This window comes from Priestia megaterium (genome assembly GCF_023824195.1).
Classification (GTDB): Bacteria; Bacillota; Bacilli; order Bacillales; family Bacillaceae_H; genus Priestia; species Priestia megaterium_D.
In genome coordinates, this window is sequence record NZ_CP085442.1 from 215001 (window position 1) to 235000 (window position 20000).

The 20000-nt window shown below is 39.2% G+C and carries 17 protein-coding genes, 2 tRNA genes, 3 rRNA genes and 2 riboswitches (2 of these 24 cut by a window edge); of the genes, 19 read left to right on the forward strand and 3 right to left on the reverse strand.

Annotated elements, in window-relative coordinates; all coding sequences use genetic code 11:
* The 8 genes from LIS78_RS01260 to tsaD form a co-directional block, all read left to right on the forward strand.
* A 23S ribosomal RNA gene (locus tag LIS78_RS01260) occupies nucleotides 1–220 on the forward strand (it extends 2710 nt beyond the left edge of the window).
* 69 nt (nucleotides 221–289) lie between these two features.
* Nucleotides 290–405: ribosomal RNA gene (gene rrf / locus LIS78_RS01265) — 5S ribosomal RNA — on the forward strand.
* A 24-nt stretch (nucleotides 406–429) separates the two neighbouring features.
* Nucleotides 430–506 (forward strand) — tRNA-Met (locus LIS78_RS01270).
* A gap of 4 nt (nucleotides 507–510) precedes the next feature.
* Nucleotides 511–586: transfer RNA gene (locus LIS78_RS01275), tRNA-Asp, on the forward strand.
* 220 nt (nucleotides 587–806) lie between these two features.
* Entirely contained in the window at nucleotides 807–1277 is a 471-nt protein-coding gene (gene tsaE, locus LIS78_RS01280; RefSeq protein ID WP_013081426.1) for a tRNA (adenosine(37)-N6)-threonylcarbamoyltransferase complex ATPase subunit type 1 TsaE, read from the forward strand.
* Nucleotides 1274–1972 carry a tRNA (adenosine(37)-N6)-threonylcarbamoyltransferase complex dimerization subunit type 1 TsaB gene (gene tsaB / locus LIS78_RS01285; protein ID WP_195781423.1) on the forward strand — a complete coding sequence of 233 codons (699 nt, stop codon included), beginning with the start codon at nucleotides 1274–1276 and terminating at the stop codon, nucleotides 1970–1972. Before tsaE ends, tsaB begins: the two co-directional genes overlap by 4 nt.
* A 13-nt stretch (nucleotides 1973–1985) precedes the next feature.
* Nucleotides 1986–2435 (forward strand): ribosomal protein S18-alanine N-acetyltransferase, encoded by a 450-nt coding sequence (gene rimI / locus LIS78_RS01290; RefSeq protein ID WP_013055018.1) that lies wholly within the window; start codon nucleotides 1986–1988, stop codon nucleotides 2433–2435.
* Entirely contained in the window at nucleotides 2432–3448 is a 1017-nt protein-coding gene (tsaD, locus tag LIS78_RS01295) for a tRNA (adenosine(37)-N6)-threonylcarbamoyltransferase complex transferase subunit TsaD (RefSeq protein WP_195781422.1), read from the forward strand. Before rimI ends, tsaD begins: the two co-directional genes overlap by 4 nt.
* A 254-nt stretch (nucleotides 3449–3702) precedes the next feature.
* Here the strand turns inward: tsaD and LIS78_RS01300 are convergent, their stop codons facing one another.
* The gene (locus LIS78_RS01300; protein ID WP_013055020.1) at nucleotides 3703–5637 is read right to left on the reverse strand and encodes an ABC-F family ATP-binding cassette domain-containing protein; all 1935 of its coding nucleotides are present in this window, start codon (nucleotides 5635–5637) and stop codon (nucleotides 3703–3705) included.
* Nucleotides 5638–6095: 458 nt separating this feature from the next.
* On the opposite strand from LIS78_RS01300, the gene LIS78_RS01305 reads away from it, so the two are divergent.
* Genes LIS78_RS01305 through tatC form a run of 3 tightly spaced genes read left to right on the forward strand, consistent with a single transcriptional unit; the run spans nucleotide 6096 to nucleotide 7744 of the window.
* The gene (locus LIS78_RS01305; protein WP_013055021.1) at nucleotides 6096–6734 is read left to right on the forward strand and encodes a redox-sensing transcriptional repressor Rex; all 639 of its coding nucleotides are present in this window, start codon (nucleotides 6096–6098) and stop codon (nucleotides 6732–6734) included.
* A gap of 53 nt (nucleotides 6735–6787) precedes the next feature.
* On the forward strand, nucleotides 6788–6973 hold the full coding sequence (tatA, locus tag LIS78_RS01310; protein WP_013055022.1) for a twin-arginine translocase TatA/TatE family subunit: 186 nt from the start codon (nucleotides 6788–6790) through the stop codon (nucleotides 6971–6973).
* A gap of 15 nt (nucleotides 6974–6988) precedes the next feature.
* The gene (gene tatC / locus LIS78_RS01315) at nucleotides 6989–7744 is read left to right on the forward strand and encodes a twin-arginine translocase subunit TatC (protein ID WP_013055023.1); all 756 of its coding nucleotides are present in this window, start codon (nucleotides 6989–6991) and stop codon (nucleotides 7742–7744) included.
* A gap of 26 nt (nucleotides 7745–7770) precedes the next feature.
* On the opposite strand, the gene LIS78_RS01320 is transcribed toward tatC, so the two are convergent.
* Together LIS78_RS01320 and LIS78_RS01325 are read right to left on the reverse strand one after the other, a co-directional pair.
* On the reverse strand, nucleotides 7771–7998 hold the full coding sequence (locus LIS78_RS01320) for a YdiK family protein (protein WP_013055024.1): 228 nt from the start codon (nucleotides 7996–7998) through the stop codon (nucleotides 7771–7773).
* Nucleotides 7995–8723, reverse strand: a complete 729-nt coding sequence (locus tag LIS78_RS01325; RefSeq protein ID WP_013055025.1) for a CPBP family intramembrane glutamic endopeptidase — start codon at nucleotides 8721–8723, stop codon at nucleotides 7995–7997. Before LIS78_RS01325 ends, LIS78_RS01320 begins: the two co-directional genes overlap by 4 nt.
* 299 nt (nucleotides 8724–9022) lie before the next feature.
* Here LIS78_RS01325 and groES point away from each other — a divergent pair, with 299 nt between their 5' ends.
* The 8 genes from groES to LIS78_RS01365 all read left to right on the forward strand — a co-directional run.
* On the forward strand, nucleotides 9023–9307 hold the full coding sequence (gene groES / locus LIS78_RS01330) for a co-chaperone GroES (RefSeq protein ID WP_013055026.1): 285 nt from the start codon (nucleotides 9023–9025) through the stop codon (nucleotides 9305–9307).
* 67 nt (nucleotides 9308–9374) lie between these two features.
* Nucleotides 9375–11006, forward strand: coding sequence for a chaperonin GroEL (gene groL, locus LIS78_RS01335; protein WP_013055027.1), 1632 nt, complete (start codon nucleotides 9375–9377; stop codon nucleotides 11004–11006).
* Between the two features lie 158 nt (nucleotides 11007–11164).
* A complete protein-coding gene (locus tag LIS78_RS01340; RefSeq protein WP_013055028.1) occupies nucleotides 11165–12115 on the forward strand; it encodes an AAA family ATPase in 951 nt (316 codons plus the stop codon).
* Between the two features lie 11 nt (nucleotides 12116–12126).
* Nucleotides 12127–13317: a DUF58 domain-containing protein gene (locus LIS78_RS01345; RefSeq protein WP_252284547.1), complete on the forward strand. Its 1191-nt coding sequence runs from the start codon at nucleotides 12127–12129 to the stop codon at nucleotides 13315–13317.
* Nucleotides 13314–15506, forward strand: coding sequence for a transglutaminase TgpA family protein (locus tag LIS78_RS01350; protein ID WP_053488217.1), 2193 nt, complete (start codon nucleotides 13314–13316; stop codon nucleotides 15504–15506). Before LIS78_RS01345 ends, LIS78_RS01350 begins: the two co-directional genes overlap by 4 nt.
* A gap of 39 nt (nucleotides 15507–15545) precedes the next feature.
* A riboswitch (purine riboswitch) is annotated at nucleotides 15546–15647 on the forward strand.
* 123 nt (nucleotides 15648–15770) lie between these two features.
* Nucleotides 15771–17300 (forward strand): glutamine-hydrolyzing GMP synthase, encoded by a 1530-nt coding sequence (guaA, locus tag LIS78_RS01355; RefSeq protein ID WP_028410369.1) that lies wholly within the window; start codon nucleotides 15771–15773, stop codon nucleotides 17298–17300.
* Nucleotides 17301–17397: 97 nt separating this feature from the next.
* Nucleotides 17398–17499, forward strand: a riboswitch (purine riboswitch).
* Between the two features lie 134 nt (nucleotides 17500–17633).
* The gene (locus tag LIS78_RS01360) at nucleotides 17634–18959 is read left to right on the forward strand and encodes an NCS2 family permease (RefSeq protein ID WP_013055032.1); all 1326 of its coding nucleotides are present in this window, start codon (nucleotides 17634–17636) and stop codon (nucleotides 18957–18959) included.
* Between the two features lie 372 nt (nucleotides 18960–19331).
* Nucleotides 19332–20000: ribosomal RNA gene (locus tag LIS78_RS01365) — 16S ribosomal RNA — on the forward strand; it runs 881 nt beyond the window's last position.

Below are 20000 nucleotides of genomic sequence, written 5' to 3' on the forward strand. Positions count from 1 at the left end.
CCGCTGGTGTACCAGTTGTCTTGCCAAAGGCATCGCTGGGTAGCTATGTGTGGACGGGATAAGTGCTGAAAGCATCTAAGCATGAAGCCCCCCTCAAGATGAGATTTCCCATAGCGCAAGCTAGTAAGATCCCTGAAAGATGATCAGGTTGATAGGTCAGAGGTGGAAGCGTGGCGACATGTGTAGCTGACTGATACTAATCGATCGAGGACTTAACCAAACTTTTAAAAGCGTAAGCTTTACTCAGTAAACTGTTATCTAGTTTTGAGAGAACAATCTCATATAAATGTCTAGTGATAATGGCAAAGAGGTCACACCCGTTCCCATACCGAACACGGAAGTTAAGCTCTTTAGCGCCGATGGTAGTTGGGACTTTGTCCCTGTGAGAGTAGGACATCGCTAGGCATTTTTATTTTGCTTTTTTATCATCGCGGGGTGGAGCAGTTCGGTAGCTCGTCGGGCTCATAACCCGAAGGTCGCAGGTTCAAATCCTGTCCCCGCAACCAACATGGTCCCGTGGTGTAGCGGTTAACATGCCTGCCTGTCACGCAGGAGATCGCGGGTTCGATTCCCGTCGGGACCGCCATGTTTTAGAAACGAAACAATGTGTTTCGTCTTTTTTATTGTTTGAACCATTTTTATATAAAACTTTACCGTCCTTAGGAGCAATCCTAAGGAATTTTTTATATACAAAGAAATTTCTTTATGGAATTGCGATGTTAAAGATTGTTGGATTTCTTACTGGATATGTATAGTCCACAACGTTTACAATATATATATACAGATTGAAATGAGGTTCTGAATGAATGACAGAGATTAACGAATTTACGTTTATGTCTACGTCTCCTGATGAAACTAATCAGCTGGCTGCTCGTCTAGCAACTTTATTAGAAGCTGGTGACGTGCTGCTGCTTGAAGGCGATTTGGGAGCTGGAAAGACAACATTCACAAAAAGTTTAGCTAAAGGATTAGGAATTGAACGCAATGTGAATAGCCCGACATTTACTATCATTAAAGAATACAAAAGCGGTCGCCTTCCTCTTTATCATATGGATGTGTACCGTCTAGGGGATGAATTTGAAGACCTAGGGTTCGATGAGTATTTTGAAGGAGATGGCGTGACGGTCGTGGAGTGGGCTCATCTTATTGAAGAGCAGCTTCCTAATGAATATATTCAAATCAATATTTATCATGAAAACGAAACGACTCGTAAAATCCTTGTAAAAGCGATAGGCAGTCGGTACGTTGAAATATGTAAGGAGCTTTTTAAAAGATGAAAATGTTAGCCATTGATACATCCAATTTTGTCATGGGTGTTGCTGTCGTTGAAGAAAACAAAGTAGTTGGAGAAATTATTACGAATCTAAAAAAGAATCACTCAGTTCGTGTGATGAACGCTGTGGAATCTTTGTTAAAAGATTGTGATATTGCGCCAAGCGAGCTAGATCGTATTGTAGTGGCACACGGTCCGGGGTCTTATACAGGTGTACGCATTGGCGTTACTATTGCCAAGACACTTGCTTGGACTTTAAATATTCCTTTAATAGGTGTATCTAGCCTTGAGGCACTAGCAGCAAACGGTCGCTATTTTGATGGATATATTGCTCCGTTATTTGATGCGCGCCGTCAACAGCTTTATACAGGACTATATGAATGGAATAACGAACGAGGTCTTCTAGAAGTTGAAAGTGATCGACTTGTTATTAATAAGGACTGGGCGGAACATTTAAAGTCATACAACAAACCTATTTTATTCATAGGCAATGATCTTCCTATGCATGAAGCGGCGTTAAAAGAAGTGCTGGGTGAACAAGCTGTATTTGCCCATGTTCAGCAGTTTAATCCAAGACCAAGTGAATTGGCTTTTTTAGGAATGAAGAAAGAGCCGCAGTCTGTGCATACTTTTGTTCCGAACTACATTCGTTTAGCTGAAGCCGAAGCCAACTGGCTTGCTTCACAGCAAAAAGGATAAAAGAAGGTATAACATGAAACTAACAATTAAGTTTCGTTTAATGGAAGTTAAAGATATTGATCAAGTAGTGAAAATCGAAGAGAAGTCTTTTACGACACCTTGGAGTTCAGAAGCGTTTCAAAATGAGTTAACCAATAATCAATTTTCAACTTACATTGTGATGGAAGAAGGAGAAAATATTATTGGGTATTGCGGAACGTGGATTGTTATTGACGAAGCACATGTAACCAACATTGCGCTATTGCCAGACTACCGAGGCAAGGGACTCGGTGAATTGCTGCTGCGCAACGTGATGGACGTTCTTCGAAAACTAGGTGCTACGTCAATGACATTAGAAGTTAGGGTATCTAATCATATTGCACAATCATTGTATCAAAAGCTAGGTTTTAAACCTGGAGGTATTCGTAAAAATTATTATTCTGATAACAATGAGGATGCATTAGTTATGTGGGTGAATTTATGAGTGAAAATCAATTAATTTTAGCATTAGAAACAAGCTGTGATGAGACAGCAGCAGCCGTGATTCGAAACGGGCATGAAATTGTAGCCAATGTAGTGGCATCACAAATAGAAAGCCATAAACGATTTGGCGGTGTCGTACCTGAGATTGCATCTCGTCATCATGTGGAACAAATTACGGTAGTAGTTGAAGAAACCTTAACTCAGGCGAACTTGACGTTTGCAGATATTGATGCAATAGCTGTAACGGAAGGACCTGGGCTTGTGGGAGCACTTCTTATTGGCGTAAATGCAGCCAAAGCGCTAGCATTTGCACATCAAAAGCCATTAATTGGTGTTCATCATATTGCAGGACATATTTATGCGAATCAGCTAATCAAAAAATTAGAATTCCCGCTTTTATCGCTAGTTGTATCTGGAGGGCATACGGAGCTTGTATACATGGAAAGTCACGGTCAGTTTAAAGTGATTGGTGAAACAAGAGATGATGCAGCAGGAGAAGCCTACGATAAAGTAGCCCGCACGTTAAACCTTCCATATCCAGGCGGACCGCATATTGACCGCCTTGCACATGAAGGAGAGCCATTAATTGATTTGCCGCGTGCTTGGCTAGAAGAAGGATCCTATGATTTTAGTTTCAGTGGATTAAAATCAGCAGTTATTAACACTGTCCACAACGCGAAGCAAAAAGGTGAAGAGATTCTTCCACAAACGCTTGCTGCTAGCTTTCAAGCGAGTGTCATTGATGTGTTAGTAACTAAAACCGTTAAAGCTGCAAAGGAATATAACGTTAAGCAAGTGTTATTAGCAGGAGGAGTTGCTGCTAATAAAGGACTTAGAGCAGCGCTAGAAGAGGCATTTGCACCACTATCAAACATTGATCTTATTATCCCGCCGCTATCTCTATGCACGGATAATGCGGCAATGATTGGAGCAGCAGCAAGTGTACGATTTGCTCAGGGAAAACGTTCAGATATGTCATTAAATGCAAACCCCGGTTTAGACTTGGAAGAGTAAGAGACGAATGAGATTTATTTCTCATTCGTCTTTTTTGTGGATAAAAATGATTTATCAACAATATTCAATAAATTTAGAATTGACTGTGGATAATTATGTGGAAAAGTCCGTGCACTCAGTACACGGACCTGTTATTAACAAGTTTTAATTATGAAAATCAGACAGATATCCACTATTTATTCACAGAGTGGATAAAGCTTGTTCTAAAGCGCATGAACAAGTAAATAGGATGAATAGATACGAAAAAATATAGGCTATTCTTCTAGAAGCAGCTGTAATTCTTCCCACTCTTCCATTAATGTGGATAACTGTGAAGAAATTTTTTCATTTTCACCGTTTAATCTTGATACTTCTTCGTGGTTTTGATAAATTTCAGGGTCACAAAGAAGTTCTTCATTCTCCGCTTGTGCGGCTTCTAATTTGTTTACTTCAGTTTCAATTTCTTCAATGCGGCGTGTTCGCTGCCTCATCAATTTCTTTTGTTCTTTATCTTGTTTATAGGACTGTTTATCTACTTTTACCGTACGTTCTTCGTTTGCTTTTATATTTTCTAATTCTTTGATTTCCTCTATTTCTGCTTTCTTTTCTACATAATAGTCATAATCTCCAAGAAATTCTTCTACCCCTTCAGGAGATAGCTCTGCTATTTTGTTTGCAATACGATTAATAAAATAACGGTCATGTGAAACAAATAATAGAGTCCCTGGGTAATCAATTAACGCATTCTCGAGTACTTGTTTGCTATCTAAATCAAGATGGTTAGTAGGTTCATCTAAAATTAAGAAATTAGCTTTTTGAAGCATAAGCTTCGCAAGAGCCAAACGTGCTTTTTCACCACCGCTAAGCGTCGAAACGATTTTCAGTACATCATCACCTGAAAACAGAAAATTTCCAAGCGCTGTACGAATTTCTTTTTCAGGTTTGGATGGGTAGTCATCCCAAAGCTCATTTAAAACGGTTTTATTAGACGTTAAATTGGCTTGCTCTTGGTCGTAATAACCAACCATTACGTTTGAGCCAAAAGAAATGGTTCCAGTCTTGAAGCTTAGTTTATCCACAATACCTTTTAATAACGTAGATTTCCCAACTCCATTAGGGCCAACCAACGCAAGGCTTTCACCTTTTTTAATCCGAAGGTTTGCCTGCTGAACAATATATTTGTGTTCATCATATCCAATAGACACGTTTTCGAGATTTAAGACTTCATTTCCGCTTTGACGCTCAATTTCAAACGAAAAACTAGCTGATTTTTCGCCTTCGTTAGGTCGATTTATTAACTCCATTCGATCGAGCTGTTTACGTCTGCTTTGCGCACGTTTTGTAGTCGATGCGCGGGCGATGTTTCGCTGAATAAAATCATTCAGTTTTGCGACTTCATCTTGCTGCTTTTCGTACTGACGCAACTCTTTTTCATATCGCTCTGCTTTTTGTACAAGGTATTTAGAGTAGTTGCCCGTGTACTTCACCGTTGTTTTTTGTGTGACTTCATACACTTGATTTACGACTTTATCAAGGAAGTAACGATCGTGTGAAACAATTAAAATAGCTCCTTCATACCCTTGCAGAAACTGTTCCAGCCATGCTAAAGTTTCAATATCTAAGTGGTTGGTAGGCTCATCGAGAATAAGCAAGTCCGGCTTTGTTAAAAGCAGTTTTGCAAGCGCCAAGCGTGTTTTTTGTCCACCGCTCAAGGAGGAAATAGGGGTGCTATAGTCAAAGTTTGAAAAACGGAAACCGTGAAGAATAGATCGTGTATCCGCTTCATATTGATAGCCGCCTAAATCTTTGAACGTTACTTGAAGCTGATCGTACTCTTTGGTTAGTTTTTCGTATTGAACTGAATCATTAAAAATGTCTGGATCGCCCATCTTCGTTTCAAGCGTACGTAATTCTTTTTCCATCTTCTTTAACGGAGCAAAGACAGTCATCATTTCTTCCCATATGGAGAGTGTTGACTCAAGAACTGTATCTTGTCCCATATAATCAATGGAAACACCTTTAGGTTTAATAATTTCTCCGCTGTCATAAGAAAGCTGCTCAGCAATAATTTTTAATAAAGTTGATTTACCAGCACCGTTTCGTCCCACTAGGGCAATGCGGTCTTTTGATTGTACTTCTAACTTTATATTCGATAAAATGGGTTCTGCCCCATAGTATTTTGTAATACCGTTCAATTGTAGAATAATCATTTTTTCACCTCTAGTAGTATATCCATAGTGTATTTTAACATATTTTCAACTACAAGTTCTTCCTACAAGCGTTTGTAATTTGTACAGGGACAAGGACAAATGGTGAAGCGAATGTTTTGATTCATGAAATAAAATGATTTTACGTGCACATTTTATACAGGATACTATGTTAAAATAAGAGATAAGTGCATCTCTGAACTTATATATGATGGATGTAGAAAATCCGTCATGACTAACAAACGAATCCTTTGAAGGGCTAATTGCTTCGTTCTAGCTAACGACTTTAAGTAGTGCTGGATAGACAAAAGCCGTCGGGGTGTGAAGCGGAGTATATATAAAACAAGAGAAAAGAGAGAGAATTGGAAGCGCTACCTCAAAGCGGTTGATGCTTTGTGAAAGGTAATGCAATATGACTTGAAAATGTTAGTAATGACATACATGAACTGAGGGGGTACAACGTGAACACTGAACAATTAAAAATACCACAAGCAACGGCTAAACGATTGCCGCTTTATTATCGTTTTTTAAAAAACTTGCATGCTTCTGGTAAACAGCGTGTTTCGTCAGCAGAGTTAAGTGAGGCAGTGAAAGTTGATTCTGCTACTATTCGTCGGGACTTTTCTTACTTTGGAGCATTAGGGAAAAAGGGATACGGCTACAATGTGAATTATTTACTTACATTTTTCCGTAAAACGTTAGACCAAGATGAAGTAACGAAAGTAGCACTGATTGGCGTGGGGAATCTGGGAACGGCCTTTTTAAATTATAATTTTATTAAAAATAATAACACCAAAATTGAGTGCGCTTTTGATGTGATAGAAGATAAAGTCGGTACAAAAGTAGGTGACGTGCCGGTTTATCACCTTGACCAATTGGAAGATTATATGAGTGATGATATCTCAGTGGCGATTTTAACCGTTCCTGCCACTGTTGCTCAGCAAATTACCGATCGTTTAGTGAACTGCGGAATTAAAGGGATTCTAAACTTCACTCCTGCACGCTTAAACGTACCCGATGAGATTCGACTACATCATATTGATCTTGCTGTAGAATTACAGTCGCTTGTCTATTTTTTGAAAAATTATCCTGTTGAATAAGGTGGACTGTGTTACGATTTCCTTAAGTCTAAATTAATAAGGAGAGTGGGAATATGGGGATTGGAGCAGGCAGTTGGATTATTATTGCGATTGTAGCACTGCTTATTTTTGGACCGAAACGGTTACCGGAGCTAGGAAGGTCAGTCGGGCAAACGCTTAGAGAGTTTAAGCATGCCGCTAGCGGTGCATCAGAAGATCGTGAAAAAGATAAACAGCGTCAAGTAGATGACAAAGAGTAAAAGGGTGATCATAGTATGACTGAACAAGAAATGTCAATATATGATCATATAGGAGAGCTGCGAAAACGCATTTTAATTGTTTTATTTTTCTTTGTCATTGCCACAATTGGCGGCTTTTTTATAGCGGATAAGGTTATTGTCTATTTACAGCATGCTGATGAGGCAAAAAATTTAACGATGAATGCATTTAGGCTAACAGATCCAGTTAAGATTTATATGCAGTTTGCTGTTATTATCGGCTGTGTACTTGCAGCTCCTGTTGCACTGTATCAACTTTGGGCATTTATTAGTCCTGGTTTATATGAAAAAGAGCGTAAGGTAACGCTTGGATATATTCCTGTTTCCATTTTTCTCTTTATCGGCGGTGTCTCTTTTTCTTATTTTGTGTTGTTTCCATTTGTCGTCGATTTTATGACGCGCGTTTCTGATGAGCTGAATGTAAACCAAGTGATTGGCATTAATGAATACTTTTCTTTTTTAATGCAGCTCACACTGCCTTTTGGCCTGTTGTTTCAGCTTCCTGTCGTCGTCATGTTTTTGACGCGATTAGGAATTATAACTCCTATGTTTTTATCTCAAATTCGAAAGTATGCCTATTTCGTACTGCTAGTTATTGCCGCACTTATTACACCACCGGAATTGCTCTCGCACATGATGGTGACAGTGCCGCTCTTAATTTTGTATGAAATAAGCATCATTATTTCCCGCATTTCGTATCGCAAAGTGTTAAAGGCAAGGGCAGAGCAAGAAAGAGAAGATGTTAGTATGTAAAAAAACCACTGAAACAGTGGTTTTTTTTATTTAGATGAATCATCTTGATTTTTATATTGCTGCTGCAACTTTTTAATTTTATAGTGCAAGATAAAAATGCGAACCGCAAATCTGAAATCGAATGCGGCTACGAGTGCAAATAAGATCGTAGGGAAGTTCCACACGGTTTCCTGAGCATTTTGAATGGCCAGGTAGGTGAATAAAATCCCCATAATAATATAAATAAACCCTCGTGTTAAAGGGATATTCTTCATAAAAACATGCCTCCAAAAATAAACTGCATTTGTTCTGCTTGCTTTTGCATTTCTATAATTTTATCTGCAAAAATAGTTTGAGATAAAATAACGATTGTATTCATCAACACGTGAGCAATAATGGGTACAATAATTAGTTTTGTTCTTGCATAAAGGAATGCAAATACAAATCCCATGGCTGTATACACGAGCAAATGTTTAAAATCCCAGTGTACGGCAGCGAAAATAAGGGAACTAATAAATGCAGAGATAAAAAAATTATATCGTTTGTGAAGAGAGCCGAAAATAATCTTTCGAAAAATAATCTCTTCTAGAATTGGTCCAATAACAGACGTAACGACAATGAGGAACGGCGTTGCTTTAACAAGATTAACAATATTTTGTGTGTTTTCAGATACTTGGGTAATGCCAAGAGCGTGCTCAATCATACCTGCTACAGCTTGACCAGCCATAGCCAAGAACACCCCAAGGACTGACCAGACAACAGTTACCGTTGTTCCCGCATGTTCTATACGCATGGACATGTCACGGCGCAGCAGCAGTAAGACAATAAGTAAACCAAGGATAAAGCTAATGATGGTCCAATAAGTCAAAAGCATGACATTCGCTGTTCGAACTGGATATTGATCAAACATTCCTGTTAATTTTAACAGCGGTATACCAACAACTCCTGAAAACTGCATAAGGATGTAGGTGAGGATAACATACCAATAACGTTTTTCCAATCTTCTATACTCCTTTAAAAGGTTTTTATGTATATATGTCGAAGAAGTACTGTGAAGTTAGTAATTTCTTCTTGCTCGTATTGTAACATACATATTATTGAACAGAGAAAAGAATGCTTTATTTCTCAAAATCGTCGAAATCTAAGACTATTATATGTAGTTGTCGTAAATTTTAAATTTTTTTTGTTTAATACTTGCAAAAAAAACCCACTTTGTTTTAATATAATAATTGTGTTAGCACTCGTTGAGGTTGAGTGCTAATAAAAATGCAAACATATTATTTGAGGAGGTTGTTTCACTTGTTAAAGCCATTAGGTGATCGCGTAGTGATTGAACTTGTAAAATCTGAGGAAAAAACAGCAAGCGGTATCGTGTTACCGGACAGTGCAAAAGAAAAACCACAAGAGGGTAAAATTGTGGCTGTTGGTACAGGCCGAGTATTAGAAAGCGGTGAGCGTGTAGCTTTAGAAGTAGCTGCAGGCGATCGTATCATCTTCTCAAAATATGCAGGTACTGAAGTGAAATATGAAGGTACTGAATACTTAATTTTACGCGAAAGCGATATTTTAGCTGTAATCGGCTAATTTTAACCACAAACTTATCATACGTAAAAAATAGATTATTAAGAATATCTTGAGGAGGTCAAAGAACATGGCAAAAGACATTAAATTTAGCGAAGAAGCACGTCGCGCAATGCTACGTGGTGTAGATACATTAGCAAATGCGGTAAAAGTAACGCTTGGACCAAAAGGTCGTAACGTTGTATTAGAAAAGAAATTCGGTTCACCGCTTATTACAAATGACGGTGTAACAATTGCAAAAGAAATCGAATTAGAAGACGCATTTGAAAATATGGGTGCTAAATTAGTAGCTGAAGTTGCTAGCAAAACAAACGACGTTGCTGGTGACGGTACAACTACTGCAACAGTTTTAGCGCAAGCAATGATCAGAGAAGGCCTTAAAAACGTAACGGCTGGTGCTAACCCAATGGGTATCCGTAAAGGTATGGAAAAAGCTGTAGCTGTAGCGGTTGAAGAACTAAAAGCAATCTCTAAACCAATTCAAGGTAAAGATTCAATTGCTCAAGTAGCGGCTATCTCAGCGGCTGACGAAGAAGTAGGTCAACTAATCGCTGAAGCAATGGAGCGCGTTGGTAACGACGGCGTTATCACACTTGAAGAGTCAAAAGGTTTCACAACTGAATTAGAAGTGGTAGAAGGTATGCAGTTTGACCGTGGATACGCATCTCCTTACATGGTAACTGATTCAGATAAAATGGAAGCTGTATTAGATGACCCGTACATCTTAATTACAGACAAAAAAATCGGTAACATTCAAGAAATCTTACCGGTATTAGAGCAAGTTGTTCAACAAGGCAAGCCTCTATTAATCATCGCTGAAGACGTAGAAGGCGAAGCTTTAGCAACATTAGTTGTGAACAAACTTCGCGGTACATTTACAGCTGTAGCTGTTAAAGCTCCTGGTTTCGGTGATCGTCGTAAAGCAATGCTACAAGACGTTGCGATCTTAACAGGCGGAGAAGTAATCACTGAAGAGCTTGGTCTTGACCTGAAAACAGCAAGCATCGACCAATTAGGTCGCGCTTCTAAAATTGTTGTAACAAAAGAAAATACAACAGTTGTAAACGGTGCAGGAAACGCAGAAGATATCCTAGCACGCGTAAACCAAATCAAAGCTCAGCTTGAAGAAACAACTTCAGAGTTTGACCGCGAAAAATTACAAGAGCGCTTAGCAAAACTTGCTGGTGGCGTAGCTGTAATTAAAGTTGGTGCGGCAACTGAAACTGAGTTAAAAGAACGTAAATTACGTATTGAAGATGCATTAAACTCTACGCGCGCTGCGGTTGAAGAAGGTATCGTAGCTGGTGGTGGTACTGCATTAGTAAATATCTATAATAAAGTAGCAAGCATCGAAGCTGACGGTGACACCGCTACAGGTATCAACATCGTATTACGTGCGATTGAAGAGCCTGTACGTCAAATCGCTCACAACGCTGGTTTAGAAGGATCCGTAATCGTTGAGCGTCTAAAAGGCGAAGCAGTTGGAACTGGATTTAACGCTGCAACTGGCGAGTGGGTAAATATGCTAGACACTGGTATCGTTGACCCAACAAAAGTAACGCGTTCAGCTCTTCAAAATGCTTCTTCTGTAGCGGCTATGTTCTTAACAACTGAAGCAGTTGTTGCTGACAAGCCAGAAGAAAACGCAGCTCCTGCAATGCCTGACATGGGCGGCATGGGTGGAATGGGCGGCATGATGTAATCACTGCCCTCTCTGAAAAAGCGATCAAGTACTCACTTGGTCGCTTTTTTGCGTGCATTAATATTTTCAGATTTTTTTAAAATTTGTTAAGATAGTACTATGTTTATTGAAAAACATACTAAACTCAAGGCTTAACTGAGTTTTAAGGGGGAGCTTCGTTGATTCAGCTCGATCATATTAATAGTAAATTAAATCAAGTATTAGAAAACATCGATCAAATTGTAATTGGAAAGCGTCATGTATCTACGTTGAGTTTAGTTGCTTTGCTTGCAAAGGGGCATATTTTGCTTGAAGATGTGCCGGGTGTGGGGAAAACGATGCTCGTGAAGGCACTGGCCAAATCGATTGATGCCGAGTTTAAACGAATTCAATTCACGCCTGATTTGCTGCCGTCCGATGTAACAGGTGTTTCTATCTACAGTCCGAAAGACATGGAATTTCATTTTCGTCCAGGTCCTATCATGAGCCACATTGTACTCGCTGATGAGATTAACAGGACTTCTCCTAAAACCCAATCGGCGCTTTTAGAAGCAATGGCTGAGCATCATGTAACAACCGATGGTATCACCCGGGAAATTCCAGCACCTTTTTTTGTGATGGCTACTCAAAATCCTGTTGATTTTGATGGGACCTATCATTTGCCGGAAGCGCAGCTGGATCGTTTTTTATTCAAATTAAGCATGGGGTATCCTACGCAAGAAGAGGAGCTTCAAATTTTAAATGGCGTATCCACCCAGATCAATCTTGAAGATGTCAAACCCGTCATGAGCATTCCAGAATTAGTACAGGCTCAAAAAGCTGTAAGCAGTATTTATGTAGACGATGCGATCAAGCACTATATCATTGAAATCATTCGTAAAACGCGCTCTCATCCACATGTTTCGTTAGGTATTAGTCCTCGTGGAACGGTTTCATTTATGAAGGCCGTTCAAGCATATGCTTTAGTGAAGGGAAGAGATTACTGTCTTCCTGATGATGTTCAAGAGCTTGCTTCGTATGTGTGTGCACATCGATTAACGCTAAGACCTGATACCCAGTACAGCGGCTTAACAGCGAGTGATGTGATGAAGCAAATTATGGCTGTTACGAAAGTACCTGTTAAAAGGTAAGAGGGTACTTTATGAAACAGTATATAAAAGTGATATGGAATAAATGTAGAGACTGGTTCGTTTTATTTTGCATCTTTGCTGCTACGTTTTCTTACGCCATGTTTCAAGGGGGATTTGTCAGCTGGTTTTTATTTTATAGCTTCTTACCTTTTGGGTTATATGCGGTAGCCGTTTTGCTTTATCCGTTAAAGAAATGGAATGTTATTCGTGATGTGAAGCTACAGCCTCGATTCGCTGGAGATCATCTTTCGTATGACATTCACATTACACGCTCCTCGGCTTTTCCTGTTTATATGGCAGCAGTGAAAGAGGAGATTAACTTTTTAGATCAAGAAGAAAGAACAATTTATCCGCTTTTTCAACGAAACGCCGTTATTCCGTATAAAAGATCGTTTGTAGAAAGAGGAGAATATGAATTTTTTACGATTTCGATTGAACTGAGTGATTTATTAGGAATTGTAAAAAAGAAGGCATATTATCCGCTGCAGCAGCGATTTATCGTTTATCCTCAGATTCATGAGATAGATATTCCGTTTCTTTTAGCAGGAATAGAAGAAGGGAAAAATGAAGTTTCGACGGGGAATCAATCTACTACGTTAGTGACAGGCATTAGAGAATATCAGCCGGGTGACCGATTAGGGTCTATTGATTGGAAGGCCACGGCTCGTAAAGCTACGCTGATTTCTAAAGAGTTCGGTCATTATCATGAACGGAGTATGATTATCATTGCAGATGTTATAAGCTCTCTATACTTTGAAGAACGAATGAGCTTTCTGGCATCCATGCTCATTCACGAAGAAACCAAGCGTAAAAAAGTCGATTTTCTTTTAGCTGGAGATGCAATTTTTTCACCAAAAACCTCTGAACAAAGTGAGTCTGATAACCTGTTGTATCACTTAGCACGTGCCCAGCCTGTTAACAATCGAGCATTCGAAACAGAATTTAAGAGTATTGCCATTCAAAAACAGCATTCTTTTATGGTCATTGTCAGCCAAGTTACAGGGACTCTTATTGGGCAGGTTCAATCTAAGCTGAGTCTCCATGCTAAGGCATCAATAATTGTCGTTAAAGATGAAGGAGCAGGGCTTAGTGACGAAGAGACGGTTATTGTAAATGGAATACAATCTTCTGCTTTAACGATTGAAGTCGTTAATATTCCTCTTCCTCTATCATCTAAAGGAAGTGAGGGCGGAAATAAGTGAATAAATCAGCTTTGTATGTAAAAAACATCTTATTGTACGCGGGAGCATTCTTTTTATTAGTGGAATGGCTTCTTCCTTTAAATGAAGTGACGGATACCAATCAAATTCAGTACTTTATCTTGTTTGTTGCTTACTGTTTTTTGTGTTTAACGTTTCGCTTGCCGTTTATCGTGATGACGTTAGGGAGTATATTGTTTATTTTGTTTTCGCTTCACAATCTTTATTTTCAAGGAGCCTTCTTTTCTTCAGACTGGCTTCCGAGACTGTTGGGAATTCTTCAGTCAGATGCACAAAGTATCATGGAGTGGAATATAGCGAATTTATCATTTGAAATGAGGAGCACTTTATTTTTTGTGCTGCTTTGGATTATGGCTTATTTAATTCGATATTGGATCTTTTATCAAAAAAGAATTTTCTTCTTTTTCTTCTTAACCATTTTGTATATTACCGTGTTGGATACCTTTTCTACTTACGATGCGGGAGCTGCTATTATTCGTGTGACGATTATCGGATTTTTATTAGTAGCCATGCTTCGCATAAATCCTGAACGTATAAAAGCTGCGAGCACTGAGCGTTTAGAAAATAGAAGACGATCGTTTCTTTTTCTGGGCAGCTTTTTAGCTATCGTCATTGTGCTGGCTTATCTCGCCCCTAAACCAGGGCCGCAGTGGCCAGATCCCGTACCTTTTATCACAGCGCATACAACAAATCAAGGACAGGGAAAATCTCCAAACGGCCAACGAATTGGCTATGATATGGACGATTCTAAATTGGGGGGATCGTTTGTCAATGATGATACGGTTGTGTTTACAGCCAAAGTAGAGGATGAGCACTATTGGCGTATTGAAACGAAGGATGTTTATACAGGTAAGGGGTGGGAGCTGTCTAAAGAGGAAGAAAAAGTGCCCTTTAAAGGAAATGAAAACTTACTCCCTCAATATGACTCAAGTGTAGCAGGACAAGTAAGAAAAGCAGAAGTTACCTATTCGCAGCCTTCTGTTCATCTTATGCATGTTCCTCAACTGCTGTCGCTAACCTTAAAAAATGGCATTCAAACCGATGTTACACCGACAAATGAAAAATTATATCCTTATCAAAATGACAAGCTTGTTACTGTTCAGTCGTATGAGCTGACGTATAAATATCCTGTATTTGATATTGGACTTCTTCAGCAAGCAGAGGAAAAAAAGGCAGAGAGTCTAGAGAATAATAACGAATTTATAGCAAGGTATACACAACTTCCTGCTAACTTGCCGAAACGAGTAAAGGATTTAGCTCGTGAGGTAACAAAAAATAAGAAAAATCGTTATGAAAAAGCGAAAGCCATTGAAGAATACTTCCGATCAAATCCATATGTATATGATACTGAAAATGTTCCAATTCCTACGAAAAATAAAGATTATGTGGATCAATTTTTATTTGATACAAAAAGAGGGTACTGTGATAACTTCTCTACTTCTATGGCCGTGCTGCTTCGTTCATTAGATGTTCCTGCTCGGTGGGTAAAGGGCTATACAGAAGGTGATGCCACCGTCATTTCAGGAAGTAGTAAGTGGACAACCTATGAAATTACACAAAATAATGCTCATTCTTGGGTCGAAGTCTATTTTCCAGGAGCGGGTTGGGTACCTTTTGAACCAACAAAAAGTTTTTCTAATCCTTATGATTTTGTAGATAGCCAATCTAACAACTCTAGTGAAAATAGTCAGAGGGAAGAAGAGAAACAAGAAACGCAAGTGAAGGAGCAGCCTAAGGAAAAAGAGCTTCCGGCACAAGAAGAAAAAGCGAAAGAAAAAACAGCTTCTCTTCAAAATGCTAAGTTGTCTATGAAGTGGAAAGTGCTTTTTTACGGACTGATTGTAGTTATGTTAATAGTAATATATCTCAATCGATTTAAATGGTTTTTACCTTTTTATATCTCTTTTTATAAAAAGAAAGAGAGAGTGGAAACCTTTGAATCAGCGTATGCTTTTTTACTTAAAAGACTCGCTGCAAATGGACTAAAGCGGCAAGAAAGTCAAACGCTGCGCGACTTTGCAGGAGAAGTAGACGAAAAATTAAATACGGTAAATATGCTAAAATTAACGGAAAAATATGAGCGGGTTTTGTATCGAAATGCAGATTCCATAAAAGAATGGAAAGAGTCGATTGAATTGTGGGAAAATTTAATCAAAAAAACGAGTTCTTGACCATTGTTTCGCGGATTGATAGAATATTCTCGAACTTACTATAAATGTTTCGTATACCTTCATATATCCTCGATAATATGGTTCGAGAGTCTCTACCGGGTCACCTTAAACGATCTGACTATGAAGGCAGAACAGTCTATTTGACGATAAACGTCGTGCTCAACTAGACTTCTGCCTTTGTTTTTTGAGGGAGAAGTCTAGTTTTTTTTATATTTTAGGGCATAATAACAAGTGATTATTTACACATTCGGAGAGGTGAACAAGATGGAAGGCATGATTGTTGTATTAGATTTTGGTAGTCAATATAACCAACTGATTACGCGTCGCATTCGCGAGTTCGGAGTATATAGTGAATTGCATCCGCACACAATTACAGCAGAAGAGATTAAAGCATTAAATCCAAAGGGAATTATTTTCTCTGGAGGCCCAAACAGTGTGTACGGTGAAAACGCATTTCACTGCGATGAAAACATTTTTGAATTAGGTATTCCTGTTTTAGGTATTTGTTATGGAATGCAATTAATGACTCATCATTTTGGCGGGAAGGTAGAAGGTGCTAGCCATCGTGAATATGGTAAAGCAGCGATTAACGTACAAAACGATTCATTAATGTACCATGAGTTGCCAAAAGAACAAGTTGTTTGGATGAGTCACGGTGATTTAGTTGTAGAAACACCAGCTGGTTTTGAAGTGGACGCAACTAGCCCATCTTGTCCAATTGCCGCAATGAGTAACAAAGAAAAGAATATGTACGGAGTGCAGTTCCATCCAGAAGTTCGCCATTCAGTGCACGGTAACCATATCTTAAAGAACTTCGTGTTTGAAGTATGTCATGCTGAAGCAAACTGGTCAATCGAGAACTTCATTGAAGTTGAAATGGATAAAATCCGTGAAACAGTTGGAGATAGAAAAGTACTTTGCGCACTTAGCGGTGGAGTAGACTCTTCAGTAGTAGCTGTATTAATTCACAAAGCAATTGGTGATCAGTTAACATGTATGTTCGTAGATCACGGTTTATTACGTAAAGGTGAAGCGGAAAGCGTAATGGAAACATTCAGCGAAGGCTTTAATATGAACGTAATTAAAATCGATGCAAAAGATCGCTTCTTAGAAAAATTAAACGGCGTATCAGATCCTGAACAAAAGCGTAAAATCATCGGTAATGAATTTATCTATGTATTCGATGACGAAGCTGCTAAATTAAAAGGGTTTGATTTCCTAGCTCAAGGTACGCTATACACAGATATTATCGAGAGTGGGACAGCTACAGCTCAAACGATCAAATCTCACCACAACGTAGGTGGATTACCGGAAGATATGCAGTTCAAACTAATCGAACCGTTAAACACGCTATTCAAAGATGAAGTCCGTGCATTAGGTTCTGAATTAGGTATCCCTGATAACATCGTTTGGCGTCAACCTTTCCCAGGACCAGGTCTAGGTATTCGTGTACTTGGTGCAATTACGGAAGAGAAGTTAGAAATTGTACGTGAGTCGGATGCTATTTTACGTGAAGAGATTGCAAAAGCTGACTTAGAGCGCGATATCTGGCAATACTTTACGGTTCTTCCTGACATCCGCAGTGTAGGTGTAATGGGAGATGCTCGTACGTATGATTACACAATCGGTATTCGTGCTGTTACATCGATTGATGGTATGACTTCTGACTGGGCGCGTATTCCTTGGGATGTGCTTGAAGTTATCTCAACGCGTATTGTAAACGAAGTTAAGCATATTAACCGCGTAGTGTACGATATTACAAGTAAGCCACCTGCAACAATTGAATGGGAATAATATGTAAGAAAACCGAACAAACGAACATTCTTTTATAAGAATGTTCGTTTTTTGTTGACTTTTTTAAAAAGTTAATGGTAGGATAGTAACATAAAATAGCGAGATATAGCTTTAATGTCGTATAATCTTGGGGATAAGGCCCAAAAGTTTCTACCGAGCTACCGTAAATGGCTTGACTACGAGAAAGTAATACATGTATGTATAAAAATCTTTTGTTTTTTTGGCTCATACATTTCTCTTTTAGTCGATTTTATGCCTTTACGCGCCATAGTGTAGAGGCATTTTTTATGGCTTGCCTAAGTGCATGCGGCTTCTATAAAGGGAGGAAAAAACGTGAAGAAGTATTTTCGTTTTGAAGAGCTGGGTACTAGCTATCGAAAAGAGTTTATAGCTGGCCTTACAACTTTTCTATCTATGGCTTACATTTTATTTGTTAATCCATCTGTGCTATCACTAAGTGATGTAAAGGATCTACCTGACAGTATGAGAATGGACCAAGGGGCTGTATTTACAGCTACTGCTTTAGCTGCAGCTTTGGGATCAATTGTTATGGGAGTGCTTGGTAGATATCCAATTTCATTAGCTCCAGGTATGGGATTAAACGCATTTTTTGCTTATACAGTTGTTCTGACAATGGGAATTCCATGGCAGACGGCTTTAACAGGTGTTATGATATCAGGTGTTATTTTTATTCTTTTAACATTAACAAGCCTGCGAGAAAAAATTATTAATTCTATTCCTATTGAATTAAAAATGGCTGTTGGAGCAGGTATTGGTTTATTTATTAGTTTTATTGGTATGAAAGGTGCCGGAATCATCGTCAAAGATGATGCCACATTTGTTGGACTGGGTGATTTAACTAACCCAACAACGTTACTTGCGGTTTTTGGGATTGTAATTACTATTGTATTAATGGTGCTTCGAGTAAATGCAGCTGTATTTATCGGTATGATTGTAACGGCTGTAGCAGGTATGGCTTTTGGTTTAATTGATACACCTAAAGCAGTTGTTTCATCAGTTCCTAGTCTTGATCCGACGTTTGGGGCAGCTTTTCAAAATATCGGTGATATCTTTACTGTAAAGATGCTAGTCGTCATTTTAACTTTCTTATTTGTTGATTTCTTCGATACAGCAGGTACGATGGTTGCTGTAGCGAGTCAAGCTGGGCTTATGAAAGATAATAAACTTCCGCGAGCGGGCAGAGCGTTATTGGCAGATTCTAGTGCGATTGTAGTTGGTGCTGTTCTTGGTACCTCGTCAACAACAGCTTATGTAGAGTCTACGGCTGGAGTAGCAGCGGGCGGACGTTCAGGATTTACTGCAATCGTAACGGCGGCGTTTTTCTTAGTTGCACTGTTCTTTTCTCCATTGTTAGCGGTCGTAACACCAGCTGTTACTGCGCCAGCTTTAATTACGGTAGGAGCTCTGATGGTGTCAAATTTAGGAGAGATTAATTGGAAAGAGTTCGAAGTAGCAGTTCCCGCATTTTTCACGGTAATTATGATGCCATTAACATACAGTATTGCAACAGGTATTGCGGTTGGTTTTATCTTTTATCCTATTACAATGTTATGTAGCAAGCGTGGAAAAGAAGTTCATCCAATTATGTATGCTCTCTGTATCATCTTCATACTCTATTTTGCATTCTTAGCAGAATAGTTTAAATAAAAAAGCTCAGTTTAATGACTGGGCTTTTTTTTTATGGTAAGATAAGAAAACTGCATAGCGGCTAGATTGCTATTGTAATAGAGAGTATTCAATCGTTTTACTGAAGGTTTACTTCATTAACTTTTTTATTTATAAAGTTTTTTAGAAAAACGATTGACTCTATATGTTATATATGGTAAATTATTAAATGTCGCTGATGAACAGCGCAGTTGAGAGAAACATCTTAAAAAAGATGTTGACATCAAAATGATAGAATGTTATACTAATAAAGTTGCTTCAGAGCAACGGTTGAACTTTGAAAACTGAACAAAGCGACAAACGTCAACGTTAATTTTTATTTTTTAAATGAGCAAGTCAAACATTTCTTCGGAGAGTTTGATCCTGGCTCAGGATGAACGCTGGCGGCGTGCCTAATACATGCAAGTCGAGCGAACTGATTAGAAGCTTGCTTCTATGACGTTAGCGGCGGACGGGTGAGTAACACGTGGGCAACCTGCCTGTAAGACTGGGATAACTTCGGGAAACCGAAGCTAATACCGGATAGGATCCTCTCCTTCATGGGAGATGATTGAAAGATGGTTTCGGCTATCACTTACAGATGGGCCCGCGGTGCATTAGCTAGTTGGTGAGGTAACGGCTCACCAAGGCAACGATGCATAGCCGACCTGAGAGGGTGATCGGCCACACTGGGACTGAGACACGGCCCAGACTCCTACGGGAGGCAGCAGTAGGGAATCTTCCGCAATGGACGAAAGTCTGACGGAGCAACGCCGCGTGAGTGATGAAGGCTTTCGGGTCGTAAAACTCTGTTGTTAGGGAAGAACAAGTACAAGAGTAACTGCTTGTACCTTGACGGTACCTAACCAGAAAGCCACGGCTAACTACGTGCCAGCAGCCGCGGTAATACGTAGGTGGCAAGCGTTATCCGGAATTATTGGGCGTAAAGCGCGCGCAGGCGGTTTCTTAAGTCTGATGTGAAAGCCCACGGCTCAACCGTGGAGGGTCATTGGAAACTGGGGAACTTGAGTGCAG